Consider the following 23468-nt stretch of genomic DNA (forward strand, 5'->3'; position numbering starts at 1 on the left):
AGTCACGAAGTCATGGCACGCCGCAAGGGACCCACGACCAAGGTCGACCCAGCCGCGTTCGACCGGGCCGGTGCGACGGTTCTCGACAACTCGCTGAAGACGGAGATCGAGGACTCGTACCTGGAGTACGCGTACTCGGTCATCCACTCGCGCGCTCTCCCGGACGCGCGCGACGGCCTCAAGCCGGTGCACCGCCGCATCCTTTACTCGATGCACGACAACGGTCAGCGACCCACGTCGCCGTACGTGAAGTCGTCCCGGGTCGTCGGCGACACGATGGGCCGCTATCACCCGCACGGTGACACAGCGATCTACGACGCGCTGGTCCGCCTCGCACAGGACTTCAGCCTGAACGAGCCGCTGATCGACGGGCACGGAAACTTCGGTAGCCCGGACGACGGACCGGCCGCTAGCCGTTACTGCGTCGTCGGAGACACCCGAATTCGGCTCGCTGACGGCGCCAGTTTGCGGATGGCCGATCTGGTCAACCTCCCGGCCGACTCCGAGGCCGATGCCGACTTCGAGGTGCTCGACAAGGACGGCAAGGCCGTCCAGGTCGACAAGGTCTTCAACTCCGGTGTGCACCCGACGCTCCGGATGACCACGAAGTCCGGGTTCTCGGTCCGCGGCAGCGAGAACCACCTCGTGCTCTGCCTCGAAGCGCCGATGGGCGTGCCGCTGTTCCAATGGCGGCGCCTGGACGAGCTCAAGCCGGGTGCGGTCGTGGCAGTCGCGCGGAACGCCTGGTCACAGATCGTTCCCACCGCGCAGGAGTACGTCCTCGGAGTTCTGGCAGGAGCCTGGGTGTCGGAGGGCTTCGCGTCCGAGACCAGGGCCGGGTTCAACAACACCGACGAGCACTTCTTCAACGAGGTTCTCCACGCTTACGACCAGGTGGTCGGCGGCCGGCGGTACGTCGCTGAGCGGGAGACGCGCCAGGACCGGAAGCGGATCTGGGAACTGGACGTCCAGGAGAGCTCCGGCGGCATGGACGCCTTCCGGGCCAGTCCGCTCGCCGAGCTCATCGGGCACCAGGCGCGGGACAAGTTCGTACCTGAATGCGTCTGGCGGGGTGGCTGGGGCGTCAAGCGCGCGTTCCTGATGGCTGCCTTCGAGGGCGACGGCGGCTGCCGGGTCGCGAAGGACGGTTTCACGATCCAGTACACGTCGTACAGCGAGCGTCTCGCGGCCGAGATGCAGGAAATGCTCGCGGAGTTCGGCGTCATCGCCGCGCACCGCAGCTACGTGCGTCAGAGCGGTTCGGTCGAGCACCGGCTGGTGATCTCGGGGCTGCGCAACGTCACCGCGTTCGCCGAGCGGGTCGGCTTCCTCAAGACCAAGCAGGCGAAGCTGAAGGATCTGCTGAAGCACTCGCCGCTGCGGGCGCACAGGCTCAGCCAGGACTCGGTGCCGTTCGTCGCGGACTACGTGCGGAACGCGCTTGACTTCGACCGTCGTGGAAGTGGTCGGAAGTGGCTGACCCAGCACAACTTCGACCGCGTCGAGCGGTGGGAGACCGAGCGGCTCCGGATCATCGACCGGATCAAGGACCCGGAGATCCTCGCGACAATCCTGCCGATCATGGACTCCGGCTACCGGTTCGAGCGGGTGACCGCTGTCGAGGCGGCGGAGCCAGCCGAGGTCTACTCGGTGCGTGTTGTCTCGGAGGACCACTCGTTCCTCGCGGGCGGGTTCGTCAACCACAACACGGAAGCCCGCATGTCGCACGCGGCGATGCACCTCGTCGGTGAGCTGAACGAGGACACCGTCGACTTCCGCCCCAACTACGACGGCTCGCTCCAGGAACCGAGCGTGCTACCGGCGGCGTTCCCGAACCTGCTGGTCAACGGCACGTCGGGCATCGCGGTCGGCATGGCGACGAACATGATCCCGCACAACCTGCGCGAGGTCGTGGGCGCGGCGCGGTGGCTGATCAACCACCCGGAAGCCGATCTCGACAAGCTGATGGAGTTCGTGCCGGGGCCCGACCTGCCGACGGGCGGCATCCTGCTGGGCCTCGACGAGGTCCGGAAGGCCTACGAGACGGGCCGCGGCGTCGTGCGCATGCGCGCCAAGGTCGAGATCGGCCCGCTGGAAGGCAGCAGGGGCCGTCAGGCCATCACGGTCACCGAACTCCCTTACGGCGTGGGTTCCGAGCGGATCGTCGAGAAGATCACCGACGAGGTCAACAAGTCCAAGCGCCTCACCGGCATCGCGGACGTCAAGGACCTGACCGACCGCGAGAACGGCATCCGGCTCGTCATCGAGTGCAAGGTGGGCGTGAACCCGCAGGCGTTGCTGGCGGATCTCTACCGCCTGACGCCGATGGAGCAGTCGTTCGGCATCAACAACCTGGTGCTCGTAGGTGGCCAGCCGCAGACGTTGGGTCTCAAGGAGTTGCTGGAGGTCTTCCTCCAGCACCGCTACGAGGTCGTCACGCGCCGCACGAAGTTCCGCCGCCGCAAGCGCGAGGAACGCCTGCACCTCGTCGAGGGCCTGCTGCTCGCCCTGCTCGACATCGACAAGGTCATCAAACTGATCCGGGGCAGCGAGAACGCCGCTGCCGCCAAGGACGGCCTGATGAAGCAGTTCAAGCTGTCGGAGATCCAGTCCAGCTACATCCTCGACACGCCGCTGCGCCGCCTCACCAAGTACGACAAGCTCGAGCTAGAGAGCGAGCAGGACAAGCTCCGCCAGGAGATCGCCGAGCTGAGCGCGATCCTCGACGACGAGGGCGTCCTCAAGAAGCTCGTCTCCACCGAACTCGCCGCCGTGGCGAAGGAACTGGGCGGCGAGCGCCGCACGAGCCTCATCGACGGCGACCTGAAGGAGGTCCTGGCGGCCTCCAAGCCGGCGGGCCCGCTCGAGGTCGCCGACGACCCGTGCCAGGTCATCCTGAGCGCAGCGGGCCTGGTAGCCCGCACCGCGGCCGAGTCGGAGGAGGCCTCCGAGGGCAAGCGTCGCGCGGGCCGCGTCAAACACGACGCCGTGGCGGCCGTCGTGCACTCCACGGCCCGCGGCCAGGTCGTCCTGATCACGAACCTGGGCCGAGCCTTCAAGACAGACGTGCTCCCGCTCCCGGTGCTGCCAGAGCAAAGCGGCACCGTGTCGTTGCGCGGCGGCATGGCGGCGTCCGAACTGGTGCCTCTGGACAAGGGCGAGAAGGTCGTCGGCATCGCGCCGCTCGACCCGAAGGACTCACCCGGCATAGCGCTCGGCACCAAGCTCGGCACCGTCAAGGTGTGCGTGCCGGAGTGGCCGGTCCGCTCGGACGAGTTCGAGGTCATCACCCTCAAGGACGGCGACGAGATCGTCGGCTGCACCTGGCTCACCGACGGCAGCGAGACCCTCGCCTTCGTCAGCTCCGACTCGTCCCTGCTGCGCTACGACGCCAAACTCGTTCGCCCGCAAGGCCTCAAGGGCGGCGGCATGGCCGGCATCAACCTGAGCGGCGACGCCCAGGCCGTCTTCTTCGGCGCGATCCGCACCGACGACGACGAGCACGGCGAGCCGATGGTCGTCACCTCCTCTGGCCAGAGCGTGAAGGTCACCCCGTTCAGCGAGTACCCGGCCAAGGGCCGCGCCACGGGCGGTGTCCGTTCGCAGCGCTTCCTCAAGGGCGAGACTCACCTGGTGCTCGCCTGGATCGGGTCCCGCCCGGCGGGTGCCGACGACAAGGGCAGCCCGGTCGAGTTGCCGGACATCGATCCGCGCCGTGACGGCTCGGGCCACGCGCACCCCGGCCCGGACGTGATCGGCCACCTGATCGAACGCGACTAGTGCAGGGCGGCGGGCTTCTGGCGACGACGTTCGCGCGCTCGACAGAGGCCACCGCGCCGTGACGCACGCCGACGCCGAGATCACCGGGGAGCTGGTCACCGAGCTGTTGCGGGACCAGCACCCCGACCTGGCGGGGCTGCCGCTGCGGTTCGGTGCCCGAGGCTGGGACAACCAGCTGTGGCGCCTGGGTGACGACTACGCGGTTCGCCTGCCGTGGGCAACTGAGGACGCGGACGAACTCCTGCTCAAGGAGTTCGCTCTGCTTCCCGGTCTCGCGCCCGGCCTTCCGCTGCCGATCCCGGTGCCGCACCGCCTAGGCAGGCCCTCCGCACGGTTCCCGCGCTCGTGGATCGTCACCACCTGGCTCGCGGGCGAGCCCGCGGACCGAGCCCCCGCGACCTGGGGAGACCAGGCGGCGGACACCCTGGCGGCCTTCCTGACCGCCCTGCACCGACCGGCGGCCGGGGACGTCCCGGCGGGCCGGCACCTGCGCGGCGGTCCGCTGGCACGCATCGCGGCGGGCTTCGGCCAACTCCTCGACGAGGTGATCGGTCGAGGCCTGTTGTCCAACAACGAAGTCCTGCGCGCGGTGTGGGCCGACGCCCTGAAGGCCGGCGAGTGGGAGGGCCCGCCGGTGCTGCTGCACGGCGACCTGCACCCGGCCAACGTGCTGACCGACAACGGCGACTTCTGCGGTGTGATCGACTTCGGTGACCTGTGCGCCGGTGATCCCGCGTGCGATCTGGCCGGAGGATGGTTGCTGCTACCGGGCGGAGCGTTCGACCGGTTCCGCCGGGCTTACGCGTCGGCGGACGAGGCGACCTGGCGCCGTGCTCGCGGCTGGGCGCTGGTCAAGTCGTTGGCGTGCCTGGTGATCGGCGATGACGGGGCGCGCGGCCGTCCGGGAGGGAAGGCCACGTGGGGGCCACCGGCACTGGCGGCCCTCCACCGCCTCGCGGCCACGGTCGGCTGATACCACTGGCAGGTCAGGAGATCGTGAGCGTCGCCAGCTCGATCCCGTTGCCGCGCAACCGAACGGGTGTTCTGCGTCCTGGTCGACTCTGTCGGGGAGGACGGCTGGACTTGTAGTGTCAGCATCCCCAACATGACCAAGCTAGGAGCTTTCGCCAGTGGCACCAAGTTCAGCGGCTGTTGACGTGCTGGCCGACGTGGTCGGCTGGGACGGGTTTTCCAAGTGGCTGCCGGACTGGCAGGTCACCGAGCGACAGCTCGGCATTGCCCTGCCGGATGACTACAAGACGCTGCTCACCACGATTCCCGCGGGTCCTTACGCCGGCACCTTGCTGCTCAACGCACCTACCTTGAGGGGGCACGAGAACGACCTGCTCGCGCCCTTCCGCGAAGAGATGTTGTCGGTGACGAACGGCCGGAACTGTCCGTACGCCGCGTTTCCCAAGCTTCCGGGCTTGATTCCGTGGGCCTCGTCCAACGGTCCAGTGGCGTGCAGTCTGTTCTGGCTCGCGGATGAGGGCGATCCGAACTCGTGGCCGGTGGTGGTGTGGGGCGCGGACGGGACCTGGGAGGAGTACGACGTCGGGGTGGTCGCGTTCCTGATCGCTTTCGTGCGTGGCAAGCTGCCGAGCAACATCCTCGAGCCCCAACGCGGTGAGCCGGCCTACCTCACCGTCCAGAACTCTCCGGGCGCACCGAACAACACGGGACGATGACACAGCAGAGATCACGTTCAGCAGCCGTCGAGGTGCTGGTCGACGTGATCGGCTGGTCCGGAGTGCCCAGGTGGCAACCGGACTGGCCGTACACCGAGCGGTTGCTGGGGCTGGCGCTCCCGGGCGACTTCAAGGATCTGCTCGACGCCGTCCCGGTGGGTGAGTACGCGGGCTCGGTGCAGGTGGGACCTCCTACGGGCGAGGGAGAGGAAGGTGATCTCCTCGCTATGTTCGAGGGGATCACGGACATGCTGAACGACGGCTCGAAGCACCCGTACGCCGCGTATCCGGCGTTGCCTGGGCTGATCGCGTGGGCGGAGTTCGACTACCCCATGGCGGGGCAGCTGTTCTGGCTCGCGGACGACGGCGATCCGAACATGTGGCCCGTGATCGCCTGGGGAGCTGACGACTCGTGGGAGGTGTACGACGTCGGCGCCGTGCCCCTCTTGATCGCCCTGGTGCGGGGGAAGCTGCCGAGCGCCATGGTGGAGCCGAAGCCCGGCGCTCCCGCCTACCGGACGCTCCAGGACCTGCCGGGGTCGCCGAGCAACACAGGTCGATAGTGCTCGACGGAGAGGGAGTTCAGTGGGGTCGGGTTCGGCGGCTGTTGACGTGCTGGCCGACGTGGTCGGCTGGGACGGGTTTTCCAAGTGGCTGCCGGACTGGCAGGTCACCGAGCGACTGCTCGGCATTGCCCTGCCCGACGATTACAAGGCACTGCTCACCACGATTCCGATCGGCGTGTACGCCGGCACCGTGCGGGTCAAAGCACCTACCTCGTGGGGGCACGAGAACGACCTGCTCGCGCTCTTCCGCGAGGTGATGATTTCGTTGAGGAGCGGCCGAAATGATCCGTACGCCGCGTTTCCCGAGCTCCCAGGTCTGATTCCCTGGGGCTCGTCCGGCCATCCGATGGCGGGCAGCCTGTTCTGGCTTGCGGATGAGGGCGATCCGAACTCTTGGCCGGTGGTCGTGTGGGGCGCGGACGGGAACTGGGAGGAGTACGACGTCGGGATGGTCGCGTTCCTGATCGCGCTGGTGCGCGGCAAGCTGCCGAGCAGGATCATCGAGCCCCAACCCGGTGCGCCGTCCTACCGCACCTCCCAGAACTCTCCCGGCGCACCGAACAACACGGGACGATGACACTGCAGGGATCACGTTCAGCAGCCGTCGAGGTCCTGACCGACGTGGTCGGCTGGTCCGGATTGCCCAAGTGGCAACCGGACTGGCTGCACACCGAGCGGCTGCTCGGCATCGCTCTGCCGGACGACTCTTCGAAGAAGCCATGATCAGGTTGGCGGACGGGCGCAAGCATCCGCACGCGGCGTATCCGGCACTGCCGGGTCTGATTCCGTGGGCGCAGTTCAGCTATCCGAACGGTGGCACGTTGTTCTGGCTGGCCGACGACGGGGACCTGAACTCCTGGCCGGTCGTCGCCTGGGGTGCCGGCGACAGGTGGGAAGAATTCGACGTGGGCGTCGTCGCCTTTCTCATCGCGTTGGTGAGGGGCAGGGTTTCGGGTGAGGCGTGCGGGTCAAGCCGGGTGCGCCCGCCTTCGAGACGTACCAGGACATGCGTGGCGCACCGAACAACACAGGGCGGTAGTGATGCACGAGGCAGTGCGGCGGTTGGCCGAGGTGACGGGGTGGACCGGGCGGTCCTATGTGGAGACTCCGTGGGAGGTGGTGCAGACGAAGCTCGGGTTCGAGCTGCCGTCCGACTTCAAGGACCTGCACGCGGTGTTCCCGCCCGGCACGTTCGACGCGCCTGGGGTGTTGACCGGGGTCATGGTGCAGCCGCCGTACACCGTGGACGGGATGCCTGATCACCTGCACCAGTTCGAGGTCGAGGTGGACGAGATCGAGGACTGGCGGCGCGAGCACCCCGAGGACGTGCCGGCGGACATGGTGCCGTGGGCGCGGGGGAGCCGGGAGGGGCTGTTCTGGGTGCGGCGGTCCGCCGACCCGGAGCAGTGGACGGTCGCGGTGTCCAGCGGTGGGATCTGGGGGTACGACGACGCGCCCGCAGTGGAGGAGTTCGACTGCGGGGCCGCGGAGTTCCTGGTCGGGTTCGTGACGGGGAGCTTGCACAGCCGGGTGCTCGGGCCGGTCGAGCACCCGGAGGACCCCGGTGGGTTCCGGCCGATCGACGAGCAGGAGTGGCGGGGGTTCTCGGTCAAGGAGTCGCCGAAGGTGCGCAAGATTTCGTTGCGGAACTTGGGATGACGCGTAACCCGAGTGGGTCAACTATGCCGAGTGGAGGCGGCTGATTCCACCTGGACGGGACTAGGGTTTGGGCATGAACAGTCCTGAGGCCTCAGCGGTGTACCTCATCGGGGAGGCCCACGCTTACCTCAGGTCGGCCGCGCTCCGGGCGGTGGCGTTGCTCGGGGTGGCCGACCATCTCGGGGACGGGCCTCGGTCTGCCGAGGAGTTGGCGCACGCCGTGGGGGTCGATGCCGGCTGCCTGCGGCGGGTGCTGCGGTTGCTGGCCACCACCGGGGTGTTCAGGCAAGAGGGCGACGGTTTCGCGTTGACGTCGTTGGGGCAGGGGTTGCGGACCGACTCGCGGTACTCGGCGCGGCGGGGTGTGGTCATGAGCACCATGCACACGCATTGGGCCAGCGCGTTCGAGTTGGAGACCGCGGTGCGGGAAGGGGTGCCGTCGTTCGAGACGTTGTTCGGCATGCCGTTCTTCGACTACGTGGCGAGTGACGAGAAGTCCACAGTGGAGTTCCACGGCGGGATGGGGAGCTTCTCGGGCGCGGCGCGCAGGTTGGCGTTGGACGAGTACGACTTTCCGGCCACGGGCACGGTGGTGGACGTCGGTGGTGGCTCGGGTGGTTTCCTCGCGGACGTGTTGCGGGGCAACCCCGGGCTGAACGGGGTGTTGTTCGACCAGGCGCACGTGTTGCCCGGCGAGGTGCCGCAAGGGATCGAGCCCCACAGGTGGACCGAGGTCGCCGGGAACTTCTTCGACGGGGTACCGGCAGCCGACGTCTACCTGTTGTCGTACGTGTTGCACGACTGGGACGACGAGGCGTGCGTGCGCATTCTGAGCAACCTCAAGAAGACCTTGGCGCCCCACGGCCGGATCGCGGTGTTCGACGCGGTCGTCGGCGACGACGACCGGCCGGACGACGCCAAGTCTCTCGACCTGGTGATGATGATCCTGGTCAGCGGCAGGGAACGGACGGCGGACGAGTTCGAGGCGCTGTTCGGGAAGGCCGGCCTCAAGCTCGAGCGGATCGTCGCGTCGCAGGGGCCGTTGTCGGTGGTCGAGGCGCGGCCCTAAGAGGTCACGTCCAGGGCGGCGCTGACGATGCTGTCGGTGTCGATGCCGTGGTGGCGGTACACGCTGTCGAGGTCGCCGGACTGACCGAACGCGCTGACGCCCAGGTGCACGGCGCCGCGGCAGGTGAGACCCGCGAGGAACGCCAGGGTGTGCGGGTGGCCGTCCAGCACGGTGACCAGCGGCGTGGGCGACGGGAAGAGCATGTCGAGGATCCACGACGGGGCGTCCGCACGGCCACGACGTGCTTGCACCGCACGGAAAATCAGGTCCGGGCTCGTCAGGCAGACGACGTCGGCGGTGACGTTCAGAGCGGCGAGTCGGTCGGCCGCGGCCAGAGCTTCGGTGACCAGCGCGCCCATCGTCACGATCGTCACGTCGGCCACACCGGCGGAACGACGCAGCGGGTAGCCGCCGGCGACGACCTGACGGCGGCGGCGTTCACGGGCCGCCGGGTCGGTCGGGATCGCGGCCAGGGTCTGGTCGACCGGGCGGGTGGAGAGGCGCAGGTAGGCGGACGTGCCGTCGGGCTTGCCCAACTGGCCGAGCGCGGCCAGCAGGCACCACTCGGTGTCCAGCGCGAACGCCGGTTCCCACGTCGTGCAGCCAGGCTGTTCGATGCCGATGGACGGCGTGGTGATCGACTGGTGCGCACCGCCCTCAGGCGCCAGCGTCACGCCGGACGGGGTGCCGACGAGGATCGACTGGCCGCCCGCGTAGAGGCCGAACGACCACGGCTCCAACGCCCGCGAGACGAACGGGTCGTAGAGCACCCCGATCGGCAGAAGCGGCTGGCCCCACCGGTTCCAGGTCGCGCCGAGCTCACCCAGCAGGCCGACCAGGTTGGTCTCCGCGATGCCGAGCTCGATGTGGCGGCCGGTCGGGCGTTCGCGCCAGTGCAGGATCGTCTCGGCGTCGTCGGCGAACCAGTCGACGTTCTCACTGGTCGACCACACGCCGACCTTGTTCACCCAGCCGCCCAGGTTGGTGCTGGAGCTGACGTCCGGCGAGACGGTGACGACGCGTGCGCCCGCCTCGGGTGCGACGCGGTTCAGATCGAGCAGGGTGCGGCCCAGAGCCGACTGGGTGGTCGCGGTGCCGGACGGCGTGCGGCCCAGATCCGCCGGCACGGCAGGAGGTCCTGCCGGGGCAACGGGCTCACGACGAAGGCGCGCGGCGGCGGAGAAGCACAGCAGTTCCTCGGCGCTGCCAGGGGAGAACCGTTGCCACGGCTGCGAAGCGGACATCCCCGACCGTTCCGCCAGCTCCTCGAACTGGGCACCGGTCAGCAGCGCCGAGTGGTTCTGCGGGTGCCCGGCGGTCGGCAGGCCGTGCCCCTTCACGGTGTAGGCGATGATCACCGTCGGCCGGCTGTCGTCGATCTCCGTGAACGCCGTGCGCAACGCCTCGTGGTCGTGCCCGCCCAGCGAACGCAACGCCGTCGCCAGCTCCTCATCGTCCAAATCGGACACCAGAGCAGCGATCCGCGAGGCATCAGGGCCATCGCCGGGCAGCAACGAACGCAGGCGATCAGGCGAGTGCCGCAGCAGGCGCTGGTACTCGGCGTTGGTCATGGTGTCGATGCGGTCGCGCAACGCCTCCCCGCCGGGCCGCCGGAACAACGCCTCCAGGGCGGCGCCGTACTTGACGGTGATCACCTGCCAGCCCGCCGCCGTGAACAACGCGCGCATCCGGTCGCCGGCGAGCACCGGCACCACCCGGTCGAGCGACTGGCGGTTGAAGTCGACGATCCACACGACCTCGCCGAGCCCGGTGACCATCGGGTCGCAGATGGCCTCCCAGACCGCGCCCTCGTCGAGTTCGGCGTCGCCCACCAGCGAGTACTGCCGGCCCAGCGGCTGCTCGGCGAAGTGCCCGCCGACGTACCGCCGCGACAGCGCGCCCCAGATCGGCGCCGTCGCCCCGATGCCCACGGAGCCGGTCGAGTAGTCGGCGGGCACCGGGTCCTTGGTGCGCGACGGGTAGCTCTGCAGGCCGCCGAACGCGCGCAACGTCGTCAACGCCTCGGCGTCGAGCTGCCCCAGCAGGAACTCGATCGCGTGCAGCACGGGGGAGGCGTGCGGCTTGACCGACACCCGGTCCTCCGGCCGCAGGTGCTCGAAGTACAACGCCGTCATGATGCTCGTCATCGACGCGCTGGACGCCTGGTGGCCACCCACCTTGAGGCCGGAGGCGTTGGGGCGCACGCGGTTCGCGTGGTCCACGATCGCCGTCGACAGCCACAGCACCCGCTGCTCCACACTCCGCAGGACGTCCAGGTCCGTGGAGGTGGGCTCGCTCAACGTCGTCATGGCAGGAAGTGGAACCAAGCACAGGAATCCGCCGCAAGTATCACGCGTGATTTCGAGGTCTAAGTGCAGTTTTCCGCCACCCGAATCGGCAGCTCGCGCTAAAAAACTGCGCAAACCACTAGAGTTCGGCTCATGGCTGACTCGATCGACGACCTGGACCGCGAGATCCTCGCGTTGCTGATCGAGGACGGCCGCCGGTCGCTGGTCGACATCGCCGACCGCGTGAGCCTGTCGCCCGCCCCGGTGAAGCGCCGCATCGAACGCCTGGAGCGTCTCGGCGTCATCACCGGCTACACCGCGCTCGTCGACCACGGCAAGCTCGGCGCGGGCCTGGAGGCGTGGGTGGAGCTCAGGTTCGCGGGCGACGTCAGCGTCGAGGAGGTTACCGACGCGATGATGCGCATCCCCGAGGTGCAGGAGATCGTCACCGTGGCGGGTGATCCCGACGCCCTGGCGCGGGTGCGCCTCACCAACGTCGCCCAGGTGCGCGACGTGATCGACCGGATGCGCGAGGGCGGCTTCGTGATCGGCACCAAGACGTTGATGGTGCTGGGCCGCAAACGTCGCTGAGCCAGGCGTGCGTGTACCGTCGATCGCGCGTGTTTCCGCAGCTCAGCAGCCCAAGTCAGGTGGAATTCGACGGTGTGTGAACCGGTCGTGCTTTCGGTCCGAACGTCTCTTCGGGGGACACGGGCGGAGCGAACGGGCGGTGGAAACGATGAACCTCGGCACCGATGTCACCCCGTTGGCGCAACGACCGGGTTATTGCTCTTGTGTCACCGGAACCGGCTGGTGTGAGGTGTCGCAGTGACGACGTCCGGCAGCGCCCCGCAGCGGTTCGACGCGTTCTTCCGCGCCTGCCCCGCCGCGGCCGTCATCACCGACCCCGACGGGGTGGTGCGGGCCGCCAACCCCGCCTTCACCGACCTGGTCGAGAAGACCGAGATCGGGGCGCGCGTCGGGTTCGGCATCGGCGAGATGGCGACGACGGGCGCCACCGGGGCGTTCCTGGCCGACGCGGTGAACAAGCTCCGCCAGAACGCCGACCTCGTCGTGCGCGGCGAGGCCGAGATCGTGTCGGCGGAGGCGCCGAGCCGGTACGTGCGGGTGTCGGCGACCGCGTTGCCGGAAGAAGGGCTGCTCTTCCTGTTCGAGGACGAGCAGGAGTTGCGGCAGCTGCAGGAGACGTTCCGGCACCAGACGTTGCACGACTCGTTGACGGGCCTGCCGAACGACGCCTACTTCCGCTCGAAGCTCGAGAGCATGGTCGGCGGGCCTGCCGACGGCGACCGGATCGCCGTGCTGTTCCTGGACGTCGACGGCTTCGGCGTGATCAACGACGGCCTCGGGCCCGACCTCGCGAACCGCGTCCTGCACGCGACCGCCGCCACCCTGCGCGAGGTGTTCACGCACGAGAGCGCGTTCATCGCTCGGCTGTTCCGCGACGAGTTCGCCGTGGCGCTCAAGGGAGACATCACCCAGCAGTCGGTCGTGGCGCTGGTCGAGGAGATGATCGACCAGCTCGCGCAGCCGGTCTACCACGACTCCCGCGTCGGCGTGGGGGTGAGCGCGAGCGTCGGCGTCGTGGTCGCGGACTGCGCCGGTGCCGACCACAGCGCGCTGGCCCGCTCCGCCGAGGTCGCGTTGCACCGGGCCAAGGAGCTCGGCAAGTCGCAGTGGGTGCTGTTCGACCCGGAGACGGACCGGGCGGCGCGGGACCGCTACTTCCTGGCGGCGTCGCTCGCCGGTGCGATCGAGGTCGGTGAGGTCGGGTTCGTCTACCAGCCCCAGGTCGTGCTGCCCGACGCGCCGGTCATCACGTCGCTGAAGGCGAGCCTGTGCTGGCGGCACCCGTCGCTCGGGTCCCTGGGGGCGGACGAGGTCTACGCGCTCGCCGAACTCACCGGCATGACCATGCCACTGGGCCGCCACCTGCTCGCGGAAGCCGTCGAGACCGCCGCCGACTGGTGTGGGCGGTTCGCCGACGGAGCGCCGGTCGTGTGCCTGAACCTGCCGCAGCGCATGGCGATCGACCCCGACCTGGTCCGCATCGTCCGTGCCGAACTCGAACGGCGCGGCGTGGAGGCGCGGCGGCTGATGCTGTGTACCAACAGCGCGTCGTTGCTGGACAAGCGCGGCGACCTGCAGGAGTCGATCGGCGTGCTGGCGCGGCTCGGCATCGTGTTCGTGATGGACGTGGCCGGGCTGCCCGACCTCGAACTGGTGTCCGCGCTGGAACTCCCGGTGCCCGGCGTGATGCTGGTCGGCCCGGTCGTGGCCGTCACCGCCACCGGCGAGGCGCCCGAGTGGGCCCGCCGCCAGATCAGCCACCTCGTCGAACGGGCGGGGGAGCTGGGCATCGTGGTGGGCGCGCACGGCGTGGCCTCGCAGGCGCAGGCGGAGTTGCTGCACTCGCTCGGCGTGCTCGTCGGGGCCGGCCCGTACCTGCCGCAGTACGAGAGCAGGGAAGAGGCCGAGGTCTGGGCCGGCCGCGTGTGGTCAGCGGGCTAGCGGGCGTGCTTCTCGAACAACGCCTCGAAGGCGTCCAGCACGGCCGGAACGCTGAACTTCGCCGCTGCTGAACCGTCCGACACCGGCGGGCTGTCGAAGAGCGAACCGAGGCCCGCCGTGATGGCCGCCGCGTCACCGGGCGGCACGATCACCCCGAAACCCGTCTCCCGCACCGGGATCCGCACCCCGGGCAGGTCGCTCGCCAGCACCGGAACGCCCGCGAGCATCGCGACGACCTGCACGATCCCGAACGCCTCGAAGGCGTTCACCGACGGCAGCGCGAACACGTCGAGCGAGGCGTAGAAGTCGCCGAGGTCCTCGTCCGGCACGAACCCGAGCAGCTTGATCCGCGGGTCGCCCGCGATGTGCGCGCGGACGCGGTCGATGACGCTGCCGCCCGCGACGTTGCCGAAGTCGCCGCCGATCAGCAGTCGCGCCGACGGGTCGGGCACCGCGCGGAACCCGTCCACCAGGTGCTCGACGCCCTTCTCCTCGACGATCCGCCCGAGGAACCCGACGTGCGGGCCCTCGCCGTCGCGGAACCGGGGCGTGCCAGGGGGAACCGGGCGGCACGGCGGGGGCACGGCGACCATGTGCGGCCGGATCGACGGCCACAGCCTGCTCGCCCTCGCGTAGTCCTCGCTCGTCACCGCGACGGCGGCCGCGCGGCGCATCGCGAGACGGCTGGACGCGTCGATCACCTTGCCCTGCAAGGTGTTCACCGCACCGGGCGGCAGGCTGACGTCGCAGTGGTAGGTCACGACGACCGGGCACTTCGCGAGCGCCGCCACCGGACCTGCTTCCAGCATCGGCAGGTGCAGGTTGAGCACGTGGGCGTGCGCGGACGCCTCGCGCACCATCGCGGCGAACGCCGGGCTGATCACGCCCTTGCCGAGCTTCGCGAGCACCGGTGCGCGGCTGACGCGCACACCGTTGATCGTCTCCTCGTGCGGCAACGACGGGTCGTGCCGGGTGGTGACCACCCGGACCCGCTTCCCGCGCTCGGCGAGACCCTCCGCGACGTCCCGCGCGAAGTTGGTCAGGCCCGACACGTACGGCGAGTAGTAGGTCAGGGCGATGACGAGGTCGTCGAGCACAGTTCGCTCTCCTGTCGTGGGGAAGTGAGCAACCGGACCCCGAGGAGCAGTCCGGTGAGCGATCCGGCGAGGAACGCGATCTCCGCGCGCAGCACCAGATCGGGGATGACGGCGAACGTCGCCGCCGCGGTCAGGACGCCGGCGGCCCAGGTCCACGCGACCCGGCTGTGCAGTGCGTCCGCGACCAGCGCCTGGGTGGTGACGATCAACCCGAGGTGCGCGACCACCCCCAGTGCCAGCAGCGCGAGATCACCGGCGGACACCACGTAGAGATGTCCGAACACCAGTTGCACCAGCCAGGGCCCGATGGTGAACGCCACCGCGACTCCGGCGGCCCCGGCCACCGCGAGCAGGCCGGCGAGCCGGGTCACGACGGCCCGCTTCGGCCTGCCCGCGATCACCGGCAGCAACGCCGTCTGCAACGGGACCGCGACGAACAGCGGGACCCTGGCGAGCAGGAACGCCGCGAGGAACACCCCGGCGCGCGCCCGTTCCCCCGGTTCCGCGACGGCCGCGACCACCACCGGGATGCCGTTGAGCAACACCTGCGCGCACAGCGACCCGACGAGCAACGGCGCGACCGAGCGGGCGATCTCGCGCACGGGCACCTCGCGTTCGCCCTGCCACCAGATCGCGGCCAGCACGGGCAGATGCGCCACCGCGACCGCGGCCACCAGCGTCCACTCGAACTGGGCGCTCGTGGTCGCGCCGAGCCACCCGGCGAGCAGCGCGAACAGCACGCGCAGGGCGGTGTCGGCGACCAGCAGGCCGCCGTGCCACGACAGCCTGCCGCTGCCGATCAACGCGCCGCGCACCAGGAACTGCGCGGCGGACAGGAAGCACAGCACGACGACGGCGGGGGAGATGAACGCGGCGAACGCGCTCTCGACCACGGCGATGCCGATCGCGACGACCGCGGCCGACCGCAGCGCGCGCGGCCCGAGACGTGCCAACTCCTGTTCCACCGGCAGGAAAGCACCGAACCCGACCAGCAGCGCGATCGACCAGAACGCGCCGAAGTCGCCGTACTCGGCGGGGGTGACGCCGCGCGCGACGATCGCGAGGTAGACGTTGACCAGCAGTCCGGACAGGACGATGCACACCCCGACGAAGCTGAGTGCACGGAGCATGGGCGGACCCTATCCGTTGCGGCGTGGCGGTTTTCCCGCCCGTAACACGAATCCGGGGTATGGCAACGCAGACGTAGCAATGCCGTGGGTGACCGGCCGGTTCGCGTAACGAGGGCTCGCTAGCTTCTGACGCCTCGCCCATCCGAACCCCCTAGGACATCGGCGCGTGACGACACAAACGATTCCGCTAGCCCCCGAAGCGCCTGCCCCTGCCCCCAGGCCCGTGCGGGGGAAGAGACGGCTGAAGGTCGCCGCTCTCGTGTCCGGCGCGCTCACCGTGCTGTTCGCGGCGCTGATGCCGCTCGCGCCCGTGACGATCAACGATCCCACCGTGAGCTGGCCGGACGGCGCCGGAGCGCCGAAGTCCACGATGCTCCCGCTGAGCGCCTACCGTCCATTCGAGATGGACGCGCGGTTCGGTTGCGACACCGTGCGGGCCGCGCAGGCAAGCGGTGGCGTGGTGTTCGCGACGATCACACCCACGGCTCCCGCGCGCGGACTCGTGGTGCGCGCGGAGAACGGCCGTCTGCTGGTGAGCGGGGTGACGACGCTGGACGACCCGGTGCCCGCCGGGTCGTGCGCGTACGAGATCCGCGGCGACCGGGACGGGCTGAGCATCCTGCGCGACGGCAGGGAGATCGGTCGCTCGGTCATGCCGGACGTGCACGTGCTGGCGACGTCGATCACCGCGCCCGGCAGCGATCTGGCGGTGCGGATCAGGGTCGACGACCAGTTCAGCACCAGTCCGTCGGTGTGGAAGATCGTGTTGATGGTGCTGCTGGCGCTGTCGACGGCGACGGCGTTCGCCTGTCTCGTGCTGATGGACCGGCGCGTGGCGCGTGAGCCCTCGACGTTCCGGTGGCGGCTGAGCCCCGTCGACCTGGTCGTGCCCGCGATCATGCTGGCCTGGCTGTTCCTGGCGCCGATGTCCGACGACGACGGCTACTACAGCGCGATGGCGAGGAACGTGCCGTTCGAGGGATATGTCGGCAACTACTACCAGATCCTCAACCAGGGCTTCACGCCGTTCTCCTGGTTCTACTACTTCCTGGCGAAGTGGCAGGTCTTCGGGTTCGCGCCGGTCGTGCTGCGGATTCCTGCGCTGCTGTTCGGGTTGGTGACCTGGTTCGCCGCACGTCGTTACGTGTCAGGCAGGTTCAGCGGCGTCGTGCTCGGGGCCGCGTTCCTCGCGTGGTGGCTGCCGCTGGACATGGGCGTGCGACCCGAGGGCGTCGTGACCATGTGCGGTCTGCTCACCCTGCTCGCGGTGACGGCCGCCGTCGAACGGCAGCGGCTCGCGTGGCTCGGCGCGGCCGTCGGCGTCGCGGGCATCGGGTTCTTCGCGCACCCCACGGGGTTCACGACGCTCGCGCCGTTGATCGCGGGGCTGCCGTTCGTGTGGAAGCTGCTCGCGACGGACGCCGGCTGGCGCACGATCGTGGCCAGGACGCTCGCCGTGCTCTCGCCCGGCGCGATCGCGGTGATCATGGCGTTCAGCGACGGCAGCCTGCGCGACTTCCTGTACGCGCAGGAGATCTTCAAGAAGATGGCGGGCTCGGAGACCTGGTACACCGAGTTCGGGCGGTGGGTGTTCCTGCTGAACCAGGGCGACGCCATGGCGAACTACGCCAAGCGCGCGCCCGTGCTGCTGTGCGTCGTCGCGCTGATCTGGTTCGTCGTGCTGGTCACGGCGGCGCGGGCCCGCCGGATCGAGGTGCCGTCCCGGCTGGCGCTGACGGGCTGGTCGACGATGTTCGCGTTCTTCCTGCTGTGGTTCACGCCCAGCAAGTGGACGCACCACTTCGGCAGCCTCGCCGGGATCGGCTCGGTGTTCCTCGCCCTGATGCTGCTGGCTTTCGTGCCGTTGGTGCGCGAGCTGACCAACGACCGCAAGCTGTCCGTGCCGGTGCTCTTCGGTGGTGCCGTCAGCGTTGTGGTGATGATGGGACTCGCGGGGCACGGCGCCAACCTGTGGCCGTACTCGTGGCACCTGGGGCTGCCTTCCACCGGTGTGCCGCCGCACCTGTCGGTGCTCAAGTTCGACAAGCCCTACTGGTGGTTGCTGCTGATCGTGGTCGTCGCGGTCGTGTTGTACCGGCGGGGCAAGGGTTCTCTCGCGCCGGTCATCGCGATCCCGGTCGTGGTCGTGCTGTTCTTCGCCGCCAACGTGACGTATCTGGTGGGTGGGTTCGCCGTCGCCACCGTGCGCACGCTGGACACCTGGTCTCCGTGGGCGGCGAACGTGCGGGATCCCCTGGCGGAGCGGTGCGTCGCGGCGGACGGGATCGAGGTGGCCACGCCGCAGTCGCTGGTTCCGTTGCCGGACAGGTGGTTCGCGATCCAGACCGACCCGGTCGCGACGGTCGTCACCGGCAAGCCCGCTGCGGTCACCTACGAGTACGCGACGTCGAACGCCGAGGTGCTCGGCACCGGGAAGCTCACCGACACCGTCGACAGCACGCTGCGGCGCACCCTCGTGTTGCCGCCCGCTCCGCCCGGCGCGACGCAGGTGCGGCTCACCGGCGACGGCGAGTTCTCGGCGCCCGCCGCGCAGAAGTACGTGCCGTTGCGGGAGTTCCTGCCCCGCGAGGCAGCGGTCGGGGTGGCCTGGCAGTTCGCCTTCCTGTTCCCGTGCCAACGTCAGCCGCGCGTCCAGGACGGCGTGATCGAGCCGATCTCGTACGCCGTGCAGTGGGGTGACTCGCCGTGGCTCGGGCTGAGCGACGCGACCTGGCAGCCGGTGCGCGGGGCGTTGTTCGGCGACGTCCTGACCACGCACGAGGTCACCGCGTTGCCCGCACGACTGCGGGACTTCGCCGGCCCCCACCCGATCCAGGTCTACCGGACCACCCCGCTCTACGAGACCGGTGGCTACACCACCACCCACGACCGCCAGACCCGCACGGGTTGGGAAGGGCCACGATGAGCGAGCGTGAAGCGGAGGCATTGGTCGTCGTGCAGACGGCCCTGGCGAAAACGCCCGTGGTGCAGGCCGCGCGCCTGATGTCGTTCTTCGGCGAGCACAGCGCCGGATGGGTGCTGCTCGGCGTCGCCGGTGCACTGGTGGATCGCCGGCGACGTCCGGAGTGGACGGTCGCGGCGGCCTCGGTGGTCGCCGCGCACGCCACGTCGATCGTGGTGAAACGGGTGGTGCGGCGGAAACGCCCGCACCACGCGGAGGTCCAGGTGCTCGCGGGCACGCCGAGTCAGCTCAGCTTCCCGTCGTCGCACGCCACCTCGACCACGGCCGCCGCGATCGCCTACGGCGCGCTGACGAACCAGCCGCTCGTGCCGTTGCTGGTGCCGCCGATGATGGTCAGCAGGCTGGTGCTGGGCGTGCACTACCCGACCGACGTGCTGGCCGGCGCCGTGCTGGGGGCCGCTGTGGCCCGTGGCGTGCGGCGCGTCGTGTGGGGGCGGCGATGACCGTGGCGACCGAGACGCGACCCTCCCTGCTGCGCGGCCTCGTCAAGACCGCACGGCCGCACCAGTGGCTCAAGAACGTGCTGGTGCTGGCCGCCCCCTTCGCGTCCAGCCGGATCGCGGAACCCGTCGTGCTGCGGTCGGCCGCTCTTGCTTTCGTGGCGTTCTGCTGCGCGGCTTCGGCGGTGTACCTGGTCAACGACGCGAAGGACGTCGAGGCCGACCGCGAGCACCCGAAGAAGCGCACCCGGCCGATCGCGGCGGGCGTGGTGCCGGTACCGGTCGCGTTCGTCACGGCCGGGGTGCTGATGGCGGCGGCACTCGCTGTGGGCGCGGTGGCGAGCTGGCAGCTGCTCGTGCTGATGGGCGTGTACCTGGCCGTGCAGCTCGGTTACTGCTTCGGGCTGAAGCACCAGCCCGTGCTCGAGCTGTGCATCGTCGCGTCCGGGTTCCTGATGCGCGCCATCGCGGGCGGGCTGGGCGCCGGCATCGTGCCCAGCCAGTGGTTCCTGCTCGTGACGGCGTTCGGGTCGTTGTTCATGGTGGCGGGCAAGAGGTACGCCGAGATCACGCTGTTCCACGCCACCGGTGCCGCGATCCGGCACTCGCTGACCCGCTACTCCGAGACCTACCTGCGGTTCGTGTGGGCCACCTCGGCGGCCGTCATGAACATGACCTACGGCCTGTGGGCGTTCGAGCTCGGCCAGCGCACCGGCAGCCCGTGGGCCGCGCTGTCCATGATCCCGTTCGTCATCGCGGTGCTGCGCTACGCCGTCGACGTGGACAGCGGCAAGGCGGGCGCGCCGGACGACCTCGCCCGCTCCGACCGGGTCCTGCAGTCGCTCGGCCTCGCCTGGGTGGTGACCGTCGCGCTGGCCATCTACGTGTGACCTGTCGAGACGGTGTGGGAACGCTCTCACCCAGAGGGCGGTTGTGACGCACCCGCGTTCCGGGCCACGGTGACCAACGGCTGACAACGTTGTCCCGGGAGGTCTCGTGATACGTGCGCTGATCGTCGTGCTGGTGGCGGCTCTGCTCTTCCCGGCGGTGCCTGCCGCCGCGGGGACGACACCGGACTACCCGGAGTTCCCTTATGCGCCCACGACCTACTCCGAGCCGTTCCGCGGGCAGTTCCACTTCAGCTCGCAGTCGGGCTGGATGAACGACCCCAACGGCCTGGTGTTCGCCAACGGCCTCTACCACTTCTTCTACCAGCACAACCCGCACGGCCTCGAGTGGGACACGATGCACTGGGGTCACGCCACGAGCCCGGACCTCGTGCACTGGACCCAGAAAACCGTTGCGCTGGAACCCGGCGTGCACCCCGGCACGCTGTTCTCCGGCGGCGGTGTGGTCGACAAGGCGAACACTTCGGGCCTCAAGACCGGCGCACTCGACCCGATCGTCGTCTTCTCCAACGTCAACGGCGTCAGCGTGTTCTACAGCAACGACAACGGCCGCAGCTTCCAGGCGTACGACGGCGGCCGCAAGCAGATCGACATCCCGGAGGAGAGCCGCGACCCCAACGTCGTGTGGGACGCTCTGCGACGCCAGTGGGTCATGGTGGTGTGGTCCGACCGCGGCGGCAACGGCGTCGACATCTACACCTCGCCGAACCTCCTGAAGTGGACGTTCGCCAGCCGTTACGCCGCTTCCTGGCTGTTCGAGTGTCCTGACCTGTTCGTGCTGCCGTTGAACGGTGTGCCGCGCTGGGTGCTCACCTCGGCGACCGGCGAGTACGTGGTGGGCACGTTCGACGGCACCACGTTCCGCACCGACCGGCCGCAGCCTCAGCGGATGAACCACGGCACCACCTTCCCCGGTGGCACCTTCTACGCCGCCGAGACGTTCGACAACACCCCGGACGGCCGCGTGGTGCAGATGGCGTGGCAGGGCGGCAACCGGGGCAGCGTCTGGACGGGCAACGCGACGTTCCCGGTGTCTTTGGGGCTGGTCGCGTCGCCGGACGGCCCTCGGGTGACGAGAACCCCGGTCGCCGAACTGGCCTCGCTGCGGGCCGACACCCGCAGTTGGCGCAACCTGACGGTGAATGCCACGAACAACCCGTTCGCGGGCGTGCTCGCCGACACCTACGAGATCACCGCCCGCTTCGACCTGCGCGGCGCGACCGCTCGTGAGTTCGGTTTCGCACTGCACAGCCGTTCCGACGGCACCGCCGACCGGGTTGTGTCCTACGACCGAGCGGCCCGGACGTTGTACGGCAAGCCTTTCGAGACCGCGGGCAACGAGGTGAGCGTGCGCCTGCTGGTCGACCGCGGCCAACTGGAGATCTTCGGCGGCGACGGCGTGTTCTCCCTGTCCGACAACGTGAACTTCGACTCGGCCGCCGTCAGCCAGGGCATCCGGCTGTTCGCCGACGGCGGCACCGTTCGTCTGGTGGACGCTCGGTTCACCCGGCTCAGCACGAGTTGGGGCACCGCACAGTCCACTTTGGAGAGCAACCTGCCCGGACCCTGGCACGCCACCGCCGGTTCGTGGACCGATGTCGCGGGTGGCAAGCGCGCTCAGGCGAGTGGTGACGCGTTCTACCTGAGCGCGGGGATCGGTGGCGACGCTGTTTACGAGGGCGACCTCCGGCTGGACACCGCCCAGGCCGCAGGTCTGGTGTTCCGCGCCGGTGCCGATGGTGTGGGATACACCGCGAACATCGACGCGTCCGGTGTGGTGAAGCTGTGGCGGCCCGGTCGGGACATCGCTTCCGTTGCGGTGCCTGTGGTGCAGGGGCGCACCTACCACCTGAAGGTGCAGGCTCTCGGGTCACGGCTGAGGGTGTGGCTCAACCACGGCACGAACCCGATCATCGACGCGACCGACACCGCTTACACCTCTGGTCGGTTCGGTGCGAACGTCTACCGGGGTGCGGCGACCGCGCAGAACCTGAACACCGGTGCGTCGGGCTTCACCGCGTTCCCGTCGGGGCCGTGGACCGCGCCCGCCGGTACCTGGACGACGACACCGGACTCGGTGCGGGCGCAGGCTTCCGGCGACGCCTTCTACCTCAGCGACCGCATCGCGTCCGACCTGGTCTACGAAGGTGATCTGTCGATCGTGAACGGGGTGGCGGCCGGTCTGGTGTTCCGCGCCGGTGCCGATGGTGCGGGCTACACGGCGAACATCGACGCTTCCGGCGTGGTGAAGCTGTGGCGGCCGGGCCGGGACATCGCCACGGCTGCCGTGCCGATCGTCCAAGGCCGCACCTATCACCTGAAGGTCCAGGCCGAGGGCGCACGCCTGCGGGTCTGGTTCGACCGCGGCGCGAACCCCGTCATCGACGCGACCGACACGACCTACGCCGAGGGGAGGGTCGGGCTCAACGCCTACGCCGGCACCGCGACCATGCGCAACCTCGTCCTAGGCTAAAGCCCGAAGCCGCCGGACACCTCGACGTTCTGCGCCGTGATCCACCGCCCGTCCGGCCCCGCCAGCGCCGCGATCGCCACCGCCACGTCGTCGGGCTCGCCGACCCGGCCCAGGGCGGTGTTCGCGGCCAGCGCGGGGATCACCTCCGGGTACTTCTCGAACGCGTCACCGCCGAGCCGCGTCCGGGTCGCGCCGGGGGAGACGGAGTTGACCCGGATGCCGCGCGGGCTGAGTTCCTTGGCCAGGTAGCGGGTGAGCACGACCAGCGCGCCCTTCATGCTGGCGTAGCCCGAGTAGCCCGGTTCCGCCTGCTCGGTGGAGCTGCTGGTGGTGTTGATGACCACGCCACCGTCCGCGAGGAGCGGCAGCAGGGTCTGGGTGAGGAAGAACGGGCCCTTGAGCAGCACGCGGTAGAGCCGGTCGAACAGCTCCTCGCCCATGTCGGGGAACAGCGCCGTCTCGGCGAAGCCCGCGTTGTTCACGAGCACCTCGAAGGTGTCCGTGCCCCAGCCGCGCAGCACCTCGGTCACCTCGGCGCGGAACGCCGGGAAGGTGTCGCTGCGGCCCACGTCGAGGTGCAGCGCGGTGGCCTTGCCGCCGTTGCGCTCGATCAGGTCTACGGCCTGCTTGGCACCTGCCTCGTTGGAGCTGTAGGTGAGGATCACCGCGAAGCCGCGCCCGGCGAGTTCGACGGCCGTGCTCCAGCCGATGCCGGAGCTGCTGCCGGTGACGATCGCTGCTGACATGTTCCTGCCGCCTCACTGGTTCGCTGGAAGTTCCTGTGAACCAATAAGACCAGTCAGGGCACCGAAGGCGAGAGATCGAAGCTCTCGCCTTCTTGCCTGATCCTCCCGA

General features: G+C 69.5%; 18 protein-coding genes. 14 read left to right on the forward strand and 4 right to left on the reverse strand.

Annotation, left to right across the window (positions count from 1 at the left end):
• Positions 1–12 precede the first annotated feature (12 nt).
• From JNUCC0626_RS01840 to JNUCC0626_RS01875, 8 genes are all read left to right on the forward strand, one after another.
• Positions 13–3780: a DNA gyrase subunit A gene (locus tag JNUCC0626_RS01840; protein WP_394617864.1), complete on the forward strand. Its 3768-nt coding sequence runs from the start codon at positions 13–15 to the stop codon at positions 3778–3780.
• Positions 3781–3838: 58 nt separating this feature from the next.
• A complete protein-coding gene (locus JNUCC0626_RS01845; RefSeq protein WP_394617865.1) occupies positions 3839–4753 on the forward strand; it encodes an aminoglycoside phosphotransferase family protein in 915 nt (304 codons plus the stop codon).
• Positions 4754–4937: 184 nt separating this feature from the next.
• On the forward strand, positions 4938–5468 hold the full coding sequence (locus JNUCC0626_RS01850; protein WP_394617866.1) for a hypothetical protein: 531 nt from the start codon (positions 4938–4940) through the stop codon (positions 5466–5468).
• Positions 5465–6031, forward strand: coding sequence for a hypothetical protein (locus JNUCC0626_RS01855; RefSeq protein WP_394617867.1), 567 nt, complete (start codon positions 5465–5467; stop codon positions 6029–6031). Before JNUCC0626_RS01850 ends, JNUCC0626_RS01855 begins: the two co-directional genes overlap by 4 nt.
• Before the next feature lie 49 nt (positions 6032–6080).
• Positions 6081–6611: a hypothetical protein gene (locus JNUCC0626_RS01860; protein WP_394617868.1), complete on the forward strand. Its 531-nt coding sequence runs from the start codon at positions 6081–6083 to the stop codon at positions 6609–6611.
• Positions 6608–6757, forward strand: coding sequence for a hypothetical protein (locus JNUCC0626_RS01865; RefSeq protein ID WP_394617869.1), 150 nt, complete (start codon positions 6608–6610; stop codon positions 6755–6757). Before JNUCC0626_RS01860 ends, JNUCC0626_RS01865 begins: the two co-directional genes overlap by 4 nt.
• A gap of 318 nt (positions 6758–7075) precedes the next feature.
• Positions 7076–7693: a hypothetical protein gene (locus JNUCC0626_RS01870; RefSeq protein ID WP_394617870.1), complete on the forward strand. Its 618-nt coding sequence runs from the start codon at positions 7076–7078 to the stop codon at positions 7691–7693.
• A 73-nt stretch (positions 7694–7766) separates the two neighbouring features.
• Positions 7767–8762, forward strand: coding sequence for a methyltransferase (locus JNUCC0626_RS01875; protein ID WP_394617871.1), 996 nt, complete (start codon positions 7767–7769; stop codon positions 8760–8762).
• Here JNUCC0626_RS01875 and JNUCC0626_RS01880 read toward each other — a convergent pair.
• The gene (locus JNUCC0626_RS01880; protein WP_394617872.1) at positions 8759–11071 is read right to left on the reverse strand and encodes a transketolase-like TK C-terminal-containing protein; all 2313 of its coding nucleotides are present in this window, start codon (positions 11069–11071) and stop codon (positions 8759–8761) included. The genes JNUCC0626_RS01875 and JNUCC0626_RS01880 overlap by 4 nt on opposite strands.
• 132 nt (positions 11072–11203) lie before the next feature.
• On the opposite strand from JNUCC0626_RS01880, the gene JNUCC0626_RS01885 reads away from it, so the two are divergent.
• Together JNUCC0626_RS01885 and JNUCC0626_RS01890 are read left to right on the forward strand one after the other, a co-directional pair.
• A complete protein-coding gene (locus tag JNUCC0626_RS01885) occupies positions 11204–11641 on the forward strand; it encodes an Lrp/AsnC family transcriptional regulator (protein ID WP_285631181.1) in 438 nt (145 codons plus the stop codon).
• Between the two features lie 237 nt (positions 11642–11878).
• Entirely contained in the window at positions 11879–13582 is a 1704-nt protein-coding gene (locus JNUCC0626_RS01890) for a diguanylate cyclase domain-containing protein (protein ID WP_394617873.1), read from the forward strand.
• Here the strand turns inward: JNUCC0626_RS01890 and JNUCC0626_RS01895 are convergent.
• Together JNUCC0626_RS01895 and JNUCC0626_RS01900 are read right to left on the reverse strand one after the other, a co-directional pair.
• Entirely contained in the window at positions 13579–14679 is a 1101-nt protein-coding gene (locus JNUCC0626_RS01895; protein WP_394617874.1) for a glycosyltransferase family 4 protein, read from the reverse strand. The two genes, JNUCC0626_RS01890 and JNUCC0626_RS01895, sit on opposite strands and share 4 nt — an antisense overlap.
• Positions 14652–15809 carry a lipopolysaccharide biosynthesis protein gene (locus tag JNUCC0626_RS01900; protein ID WP_394617875.1) on the reverse strand — a complete coding sequence of 386 codons (1158 nt, stop codon included), beginning with the start codon at positions 15807–15809 and terminating at the stop codon, positions 14652–14654. The genes JNUCC0626_RS01895 and JNUCC0626_RS01900 overlap by 28 nt, the downstream gene beginning before the upstream one ends.
• Positions 15810–16032: 223 nt before the next feature.
• Between JNUCC0626_RS01900 and JNUCC0626_RS01905 the strand changes: the two genes are divergently transcribed.
• The 4 genes from JNUCC0626_RS01905 (at position 16033) to JNUCC0626_RS01920 (ending at position 22613) form a co-directional block, all read left to right on the forward strand.
• Entirely contained in the window at positions 16033–18735 is a 2703-nt protein-coding gene (locus JNUCC0626_RS01905; protein ID WP_394617876.1) for an arabinosyltransferase domain-containing protein, read from the forward strand.
• Positions 18732–19235 carry a phosphatase PAP2 family protein gene (locus JNUCC0626_RS01910; protein ID WP_394617877.1) on the forward strand — a complete coding sequence of 168 codons (504 nt, stop codon included), beginning with the start codon at positions 18732–18734 and terminating at the stop codon, positions 19233–19235. Before JNUCC0626_RS01905 ends, JNUCC0626_RS01910 begins: the two co-directional genes overlap by 4 nt.
• Positions 19232–20122 (forward strand): decaprenyl-phosphate phosphoribosyltransferase, encoded by an 891-nt coding sequence (locus JNUCC0626_RS01915; protein WP_394617878.1) that lies wholly within the window; start codon positions 19232–19234, stop codon positions 20120–20122. The genes JNUCC0626_RS01910 and JNUCC0626_RS01915 overlap by 4 nt, the downstream gene beginning before the upstream one ends.
• Before the next feature lie 106 nt (positions 20123–20228).
• The gene (locus tag JNUCC0626_RS01920; protein ID WP_394617879.1) at positions 20229–22613 is read left to right on the forward strand and encodes a glycoside hydrolase family 32 protein; all 2385 of its coding nucleotides are present in this window, start codon (positions 20229–20231) and stop codon (positions 22611–22613) included.
• Here JNUCC0626_RS01920 and JNUCC0626_RS01925 read toward each other — a convergent pair.
• Complete coding sequence (locus JNUCC0626_RS01925) at positions 22610–23359, reverse strand: SDR family NAD(P)-dependent oxidoreductase (protein WP_394617880.1); 750 nt, start codon at positions 23357–23359, stop codon at positions 22610–22612. The two genes, JNUCC0626_RS01920 and JNUCC0626_RS01925, sit on opposite strands and share 4 nt — an antisense overlap.
• Positions 23360–23468: the final 109 nt, after the last annotated feature.

It is taken from the genome of Lentzea sp. JNUCC 0626 (assembly GCF_043632865.1).
Taxonomy (GTDB): Bacteria; Actinomycetota; Actinomycetes; order Mycobacteriales; family Pseudonocardiaceae; genus Lentzea.

Excerpts from the sequence above, each read along its gene's own strand:
- JNUCC0626_RS01880 (WP_394617872.1), bottom strand. The coding sequence starts at position 11,071 with ATGACGACGTTGAGCGAGCCCACCTCCACGGACCTGGACGTCCTGCGG.
- JNUCC0626_RS01925 (WP_394617880.1), bottom strand. The coding sequence starts at position 23,359 with ATGTCAGCAGCGATCGTCACCGGCAGCAGCTCCGGCATCGGCTGGAGC.
- JNUCC0626_RS01910 (WP_394617877.1), top strand. The coding sequence starts at position 18,732 with ATGAGCGAGCGTGAAGCGGAGGCATTGGTCGTCGTGCAGACGGCCCTG.
- JNUCC0626_RS01915 (WP_394617878.1), top strand. The coding sequence starts at position 19,232 with ATGACCGTGGCGACCGAGACGCGACCCTCCCTGCTGCGCGGCCTCGTC.
- JNUCC0626_RS01900 (WP_394617875.1), bottom strand. The coding sequence starts at position 15,809 with ATGCTCCGTGCACTCAGCTTCGTCGGGGTGTGCATCGTCCTGTCCGGA.
- JNUCC0626_RS01840 (WP_394617864.1), top strand. The coding sequence starts at position 13 with ATGGCACGCCGCAAGGGACCCACGACCAAGGTCGACCCAGCCGCGTTC.
- JNUCC0626_RS01885 (WP_285631181.1), top strand. The coding sequence starts at position 11,204 with ATGGCTGACTCGATCGACGACCTGGACCGCGAGATCCTCGCGTTGCTG.
- JNUCC0626_RS01855 (WP_394617867.1), top strand. The coding sequence starts at position 5,465 with ATGACACAGCAGAGATCACGTTCAGCAGCCGTCGAGGTGCTGGTCGAC.
- JNUCC0626_RS01870 (WP_394617870.1), top strand. The coding sequence starts at position 7,076 with ATGCACGAGGCAGTGCGGCGGTTGGCCGAGGTGACGGGGTGGACCGGG.
- JNUCC0626_RS01875 (WP_394617871.1), top strand. The coding sequence starts at position 7,767 with ATGAACAGTCCTGAGGCCTCAGCGGTGTACCTCATCGGGGAGGCCCAC.
- JNUCC0626_RS01865 (WP_394617869.1), top strand. The coding sequence starts at position 6,608 with ATGACACTGCAGGGATCACGTTCAGCAGCCGTCGAGGTCCTGACCGAC.